General features: G+C 49.3%; 6 protein-coding genes and 1 pseudogene. 5 read left to right on the top strand and 2 right to left on the bottom strand.

The genetic code is table 11. The features are described 5' to 3' along the window. Positions 1-396 precede the first annotated feature (396 nt). Complete coding sequence (locus tag ACTHRH_RS24725; protein ID WP_144940905.1) at positions 397-795, top strand: hypothetical protein; 399 nt, start codon at positions 397-399, stop codon at positions 793-795. A gap of 106 nt (positions 796-901) precedes the next feature. Here the strand turns inward: ACTHRH_RS24725 and ACTHRH_RS24720 are convergent, their stop codons facing one another. Next, positions 902-1,354: a DUF441 domain-containing protein gene (locus ACTHRH_RS24720; protein WP_144940902.1), complete on the bottom strand. Its 453-nt coding sequence runs from the start codon at positions 1,352-1,354 to the stop codon at positions 902-904. 263 nt (positions 1,355-1,617) lie between these two features. After that, a complete protein-coding gene (locus tag ACTHRH_RS24715) occupies positions 1,618-2,454 on the bottom strand; it encodes a GNAT family N-acetyltransferase (RefSeq protein ID WP_144940898.1) in 837 nt (278 codons plus the stop codon). A gap of 1,043 nt (positions 2,455-3,497) precedes the next feature. Here ACTHRH_RS24715 and ACTHRH_RS24710 point away from each other — a divergent pair. The 4 genes and pseudogenes from ACTHRH_RS24710 (at position 3,498) to ACTHRH_RS24695 (ending at position 6,408) form a co-directional block, all read left to right on the top strand. Beyond that, positions 3,498-4,100: a TetR/AcrR family transcriptional regulator gene (locus ACTHRH_RS24710; protein ID WP_144940895.1), complete on the top strand. Its 603-nt coding sequence runs from the start codon at positions 3,498-3,500 to the stop codon at positions 4,098-4,100. A gap of 15 nt (positions 4,101-4,115) precedes the next feature. Then, positions 4,116-4,971 (top strand): annotated as a pseudogene (locus ACTHRH_RS24705) (ABC transporter ATP-binding protein). Between the two features lies 1 nt (position 4,972). Further along, entirely contained in the window at positions 4,973-5,683 is a 711-nt protein-coding gene (locus tag ACTHRH_RS24700) for a fluoroquinolone export ABC transporter permease subunit (RefSeq protein WP_440418105.1), read from the top strand. After that, positions 5,680-6,408: a hypothetical protein gene (locus ACTHRH_RS24695; RefSeq protein ID WP_440418103.1), complete on the top strand. Its 729-nt coding sequence runs from the start codon at positions 5,680-5,682 to the stop codon at positions 6,406-6,408. The genes ACTHRH_RS24700 and ACTHRH_RS24695 overlap by 4 nt, the downstream gene beginning before the upstream one ends. The last annotated feature ends 130 nt before the right edge of the window (positions 6,409-6,538 follow it).

Genomic DNA, 6,538 nt, shown 5'->3' with positions numbered 1-6,538 from the left:
TAAACATAAAAAATATTTCTTATCCATCGTCCCGATGGATAACCCTACCAGCTTACACAAACTTCTTGACGCTACCTCATTTTCCACCATTCGCTTGAATTTACCTACATAAAATACAGTTAGACCGTGTAGGAACCACCACAGGCAATGGGTTTCTATCAGTGCACTCTGCGAAAGTTGAGTGTTAAGCTTTAGCGTCTTGAACTTCAAATGCTATTAGGTGAATAACATCCTTCAATCGCGGTCGCTCATCCATGAAATACTCCGATTGGAGTTTTTCTCATATAATGAAAAAACGGTATTCTTTGGTAAAATAAAAATACTCGGGAGCAATTATTTTTGTCTTCTTAATATTATCATTGTTTGCCTATGTAAGAGGCGTTCGGGAGGTCGAAGATGAAAGTTAAGCTTGTATTATTTTTGTTGACTCTTTTAACTGCAGTATGTACTGGATGTGCGGAAAAACAGCCAGTTGAAAAACCAAAATATACTTTCACGGGGAAAACGGTTTCATTGGTTAAGCAGAACAACTATTCTATAGATGGAGTTAGGATTCGTTATACACTGCAAGTAGAAAATTTTAACCCAACGGATGAAGCATTTAAGAAATACAATGAGATGTTTGGGGAGCATGGGGAGTATAAACATTTTGAAATCACAAAAAACACAAAAATCTATGATAGCAACAATCAACCAATTGGACCGGAAGACATCAAAATGAATCAAGAGATTAGCTTCTCGGTTGAATTCATTAACGATCAAGCACTTCATGCGTTAGAAATACGGGAATTATAACGAGGATACGGTCGATGATGATTCAATCGCGAGAGCTGCGGAACGGGCGGCGCAGAGGACTTGCTCCGTACCTCCACGCCCCGTGAGCTTTAATGCTTCTTGGCTTCTAGGATTTGCCGATCAGCAGCGACAATAAGCCGGCGGCAATGAGCGGTCCGACAGGAACTCCGCCGAATAAAGCGACGCCCAGTACGGTGCCGATCAACAACCCGGCTACGACGGTCGGCTGATTAGACATGAGCGCCGCTCCACGACCGCCCAGGAAGGCAACCAGCATGCCAATTCCAATAGCGAGAAGCGATTTCCAATGCAGGAACGATTGCAGGATCGTCTGAAGCGACAGTTTGCCGCTCGCCATAGGGGACATGACGCCGATTGTGAGAATGACAATGCCCACGCTTAAGCCGTATTTTTCGATCCAGGGGAACGTCTGGTGCAAATTCATGACCCGCAGCAGCAAGAGAACGATCATGGCAATGGAAACAGGCGTGTTGTTGCTGAACAGCCCAAGTGCCGCAAAAGCCAGCAGCAGAAGAGAGGTAGTATCGACATTAGCCATCGGAAGTTGCTCCTTAGCATCATATAGTTTCATTTATCGCATAGCATACATGTCGTTTTCCCAAAGATCAAGTTTTCCCCGGATCCGGCTACTTGTAACAATGGATTTTTTAATAAAAAGTCTCATGCAACTGGCAAAGCGAACGGCATCCGGATTGCGGACCTAATGGATCGGCAGCAGTTCGAGACCAAGCTGTTCCGCTGGTGAAGGAGAAGAACGATGTAATCGAGCGCGTATCCGGAAGCCAGGGTCAGATGGCTCTGTCATGCCCTTACGTCAGAGTCTGGCAAGCGTAGCGGCTGATGCGGTTCTACCATTGCTACCCGCCATTCGCAGACTTCGATCATCCCGATGTTTTTGTAAACTCTTCGGGCAGCAGGATTACTATAGAATAAATATGGAAATTTCCCTTCCTGCAATAACGATTCAAACAAGCCAATCAGCACTTCCGATCCATAGCCTTGATTACGGTATTCGGGATGAGTCACGACCCCAATCACGATGGCGCTGTTTCTGGATTCTCTGACCGTTCCGCAGGAGGAAATCATTCGACCGTCCAGGCTCAAGTATACCGTCCGGTCGCTCGTTTCTCTTAATCTCTTCATTTCTGTTTTGATATAGTCGTCTCTAGTCGCAGTCATTTCGTATTCTTTCGTGGAGGATAACAAATCATAATGCTTCCCGGCTTCCTCTTCGCTGCTGATGGTATGGAGCTTAAGCTCGGGGTACCTCCTTCGCGCCTGAATTCGCCTGACAACTCCCATATGAGAGAGTGAATCGCTTCTAACCTTGACCAGGGGCATAAATTTCTTCATCCAACGGCTGGGTCCGGACAGTTTAGAGTATGTAAGCCGGTTCAGTACGCCTTGATATCCGCTAATCCCTCGATCCGTTCTGGAATAATAAGTAACATTGTTGAAATTATTCAGCAGAAGGGAATAGAGCTGCCCGTCCTCATATTCTCCATACGCATGAAAGGACGGACCTTCATAATGATGATCGATTAATTCATTAATCAGAAAGTAATAGTCGGCCGCATCCGGACCGAATAGCTTCAGGACCAGATCGTGATGTTCCTTGGTCAGTTTTATGATGTCCACGAGAATCACCTCGTTATCTTATATTAGTAGCCGAGCTTGCGCGCTCCTTGAATGCGCCTACTGGTTCCTTGATGTTTATTGGGCCGCGTACCTATATGTATTGTTAGAGTAGGGCTGTATCTCGGCAGGGGCATTGATGGTGAATGATTTCTTCCAGCGAGTTCGCTCCCAGGGGTGTAAATGAAAAAACTGCAATTCTGCATGCTTTTGGCCGGTTGACCCCGTGTCCGCAGCAAAGCCTGCAAAAATATATCTTTTTTCTCGTTCCAGGGGGGATAGGGTGACTTGAGACCGAAATTAATGTGCTTCCTCGCTATAGTGGATGCCTGATGTCTGCTTAATAGAGAAATGGTCAATACTGCCGAGTAAGAACGTTAATAGGGTGGGAATGACCATGTGGACCTCATTAAGCAGCAAGGATAACATGATTCACGAAGGTGACTCCCGCGCCTTCGCTTGGGCTTTGTCCTCCACCAGTGGACATTATCATTGAGTAATTATACACATTACTTTTTCCAGTTCCCGGCGGGGGATCTCCCCTCCAACAATATATCAAAAGAACGCTTCGTGAATGATTTCACACCTTAAAAATTAAAAAAAACTGTCTTGACTTCTTGTGCCACTATAATATTCCCGCACAAGATGACATCTGCAGGTAATCTGCTTTCCATCCCTTCCATCTTACATCTCCACTCAGCGTACAGGAACTACGTGCAACGGTAAAAATCCCGAAAAAACGCTAAGCCCGACAGAATTGCAGCACGGCAGGCCAGGGTTGATATCCCATCCATTTTATCTATTTATTTCCACAACTACTATGGATTTTTTGCTTATAACTAAAATCTCTGATGAAAAAGATTCCTCACTGTACAGCGAAAGGTCTGTATGATCTTCGGGTAAACATCACCGTGCAAATGGAATGGAACAACGAATGCGATTGGTGATCTATTTCGGTTATTGACGGGAAGAGAAGGATTGGTCTATCATTAGCTATGAGTATAAAATAAAATTATTCATACAATCATATTTGGGGTGACAGCATCATGGCGAGAAAGTTTAGTGATCACGAGAAGGAGAGAATTCGCGAGCGGCTGGTGGAGGCGGGGAAGCAATGCTTCGGCTTGTACGGGCTGAAGAAAACCAGCATCGAGCAGTTGACCAAGGCGGCGGGAATTGCGCAGGGGACCTTCTATTTGTTCTTCCCGTCCAAGGAGGAGTTGTATTTCGAGCTGTTGGAGCTTGAGGAGGAGAGGGTTCGCCGGCAGCTTCTGGAGGAGACGGAGGAATCCGGCAGAATGGACAAGGAAAAGTTGGTCCGCTTTCTGCGGAAATCACTGACGGTGATAGGGGAAAATCCGTTTTTTCGCCAGTTATACGAGGAAGATGTAATGGAGCAATTGGTAAGGAAGCTTCCTCCCGAGAAGCTAGCCGCCCATTTTGACAAGGATGCGGATGTTGCTATGCCTTTTGTCCGCCGCTGGCAGGAGGAGGGATGGCTGACCTCTCAGCGCCCGGAAATTATCGTCAGCCTGATTCGCTCGCTGATTCTGCTGACCCTGCAGAAGCGGATGATCGGGGAAGAGGTATTCGACGAGACGATGGAATTGCTCATTCAACTGATAGCGCAAGGGTTGACCGCCGAATAGGGGAGGGGACGATTCATGATTGAGGTTAACCGGTTGACTTATACCTACCCGGGAGCCAGGATCCAGACGATCAAAGGCATCGATTTTCATATTTCCCGGGGAGAAATTTTCGGCTTTCTCGGTCCTTCGGGAGCGGGCAAGAGCACCATTCAGAAGGTGTTGATCGGAGTATTGAAGCAGTATGGAGGGAGTGTTCGGGTGATGGGCCGGGAGCTGAACCGCGCTAAGCCGGACTATTTTGAACGGATTGGGGTGGCCTTTGAATTCCCTAATTTTTATTCCCGGTTTACCGCTTTGGAGAATTTGAGCTTCTTCCGTTCTCTGTATTCGTGCAAAACAGAGGAGCCCCGGCAGCTTCTGGCCAGGGTGGGCTTGGAGGATCACGCCCGCGACAAGGTGTCCGGCTTTTCCAAAGGAATGAAGATGAGGCTGAACCTGTGCCGGGCTCTGCTGAACCGGCCGGATCTGCTGTTCCTGGATGAGCCGACCTCCGGACTGGACCCGGTTAACGCGAAGCTGGTGAAGGACCTGATCCTGCAGCAGAAGGCGGAAGGCAAAACCGTTCTGCTGACGACGCATAACATGAACGCGGCCGAGGAGCTCTGCGACCGGGTAGCTTTTATTGTAGACGGGCAGGTTTCGCTCATCGATTCCCCCCCGGGAGCTCAAGCTGAGAAGGGGCACGAAAAAGCTGGTGGTGGAATACAAGGAAGGCCAGGATCGCAGAACGGAGGAGTTCCCTCTCGCCAGACTCGGGCGCAATGACCGTTTTCTGGAGCTTATCCGGGAGAAGCCCATCGAGACGATGCACAGCCAGGAATCGACTTTGGAGCGAATTTTTATCGATGTCACAGGAAGGAAGCTGGATTAATATGCGAAGAATGCTCAACGCTTGGGGACACGATATCCATTTTCAGGTCCGTCAAGGCTTCTATTTGGCCTATTTGCTCATCACCGTAATGTACTGTCTGCTGCTGTCCCTCGTCCCGTCTGGCGCCAGAGCCGATGTTTCCGTTCTTGTCGTTTTCTCCGATCCGAGTGCCCTCGGCTTTTTCTTTATCGGCGGGATCGTGCTGCTGGAGAAAGGACAGAACATCTACGATAACCTGTTCGTCACTCCTCTGCAGGTCGGAGAATATATGGCGGCCAAGACATTATCCCTCGCCATGCTGTCTACGTTAAGCGCAGCTGCCGTTCATCTGTCGGCCTTCGGTTGGGAAGGCTTCAGCTTGCTGTTTTTGGCGGGAATATTATTGACCTCGGCATTCTTTACCTTGATCGGCTTGGGGCTCGCTGTCCGCTGCGGGACGTTGAACGGTTTTTTTCTCGCGTCTCCGCTGTACTCGATCATCTACTATGTTCCTGTGCTGGGATACTTGGGGGTTTATGAGTCCCCCCTCTACTATTTACTGCCTACTCAAGGGACTTTGCTGCTGCTCGCTTCTCCGTTTCATCCGCTGACCATATGGGAGGTGCTGTATGGGCTTGCGGTACTCGTGGTGGGGATCGGATTGGCTTATCTATGGGCTAAACGCTCCTTCATCAACCATATCGTCTTGAAAATAGGGGGAAGGGGCCAATGAATAAATATGTTTCACTATCCGCCGCAGACGCGAAAAATATTGCGCGCGATCCCATGCTGGTCCTCGCCGTTTTCGGCCCGCTTATTCTCGCTGTCGCCATTCGCTATGGAATGAAAATATTGTCCGGGTGGCTGCACCTCACCTTGGCCTTCGACCTGACGGTCTATTATGACCTGATTCTGATCGAAGCTCTCCTGCTTATTCCGCTGATGCTGGGAGTGATCGCCGGATTTCTGATGCTGGATGAGAGAGACGAGAATCTGATTGCTTACTTTGCCGTGACGCCGCTGACCCAATCGGGGTATTTGCTTTACCGGCTTAGTTCTCCCGTGCTGCTATCCGCCGCTTACACGGTTTTCTTCGTATACTTCACGGATCTGGTGCGCGTCCCCGTGGCCGCTCTTCTTCCGTTAACGCTGCTGCTTGCCTTGCAGGCTCCGGTCGTTGCTCTGCTTCTGCTGGCTTTTGCAGCGAACAAGGTGGAGGGAATGGCATTGTCCAAAGGAATTGGAGTAACGATGGCCGCCCCCTTGGCTATCTATTTCGCCCCCGAACCCTGGTCCTGGCTGGCTTCCGTGCTGCCCACCTTCTGGATAGCCAAAGCCTATTGGGCCGGAATGGAAGCATGGTCCGGCGGCACGTTCTTTATTTATTTGGCCGCTTTCGCGTTCTATTCCCTGCTGGCGGTCTGGCTCTATCGCCGTTTTGAGCAAAGAAACGATTGATCCTTGCGGGCTCGTTAGCCGCGAAAACGGGCCCGAACCCCCGCTAGTACCCACGAGTACCCACGGGTACCCTCGACTCTCCTTCGATCTCGCTTCGAGCTCCCCCTCGAACCAACCACACACCTACCCA

The sequence above is a fragment of the Paenibacillus sp. SAFN-117 genome, from assembly GCF_051966115.1.
Classification (GTDB): Bacteria; Bacillota; Bacilli; order Paenibacillales; family NBRC-103111; genus Paenibacillus_L; species Paenibacillus_L residui.
This window is presented reverse-complemented; position numbering and strand designations above follow the sequence as displayed.

Coding starts and splice junctions, on each gene's coding strand:
- ACTHRH_RS24710 (WP_144940895.1), top strand. CDS start 3,498: ATGGCGAGAAAGTTTAGTGATCACGAGAAGGAGAGAATTCGCGAGCGG.
- ACTHRH_RS24725 (WP_144940905.1), top strand. CDS start 397: ATGAAAGTTAAGCTTGTATTATTTTTGTTGACTCTTTTAACTGCAGTA.
- ACTHRH_RS24700 (WP_440418105.1), top strand. CDS start 4,973: ATGCGAAGAATGCTCAACGCTTGGGGACACGATATCCATTTTCAGGTC.
- ACTHRH_RS24720 (WP_144940902.1), bottom strand. CDS start 1,354: ATGGCTAATGTCGATACTACCTCTCTTCTGCTGCTGGCTTTTGCGGCA.
- ACTHRH_RS24695 (WP_440418103.1), top strand. CDS start 5,680: ATGAATAAATATGTTTCACTATCCGCCGCAGACGCGAAAAATATTGCG.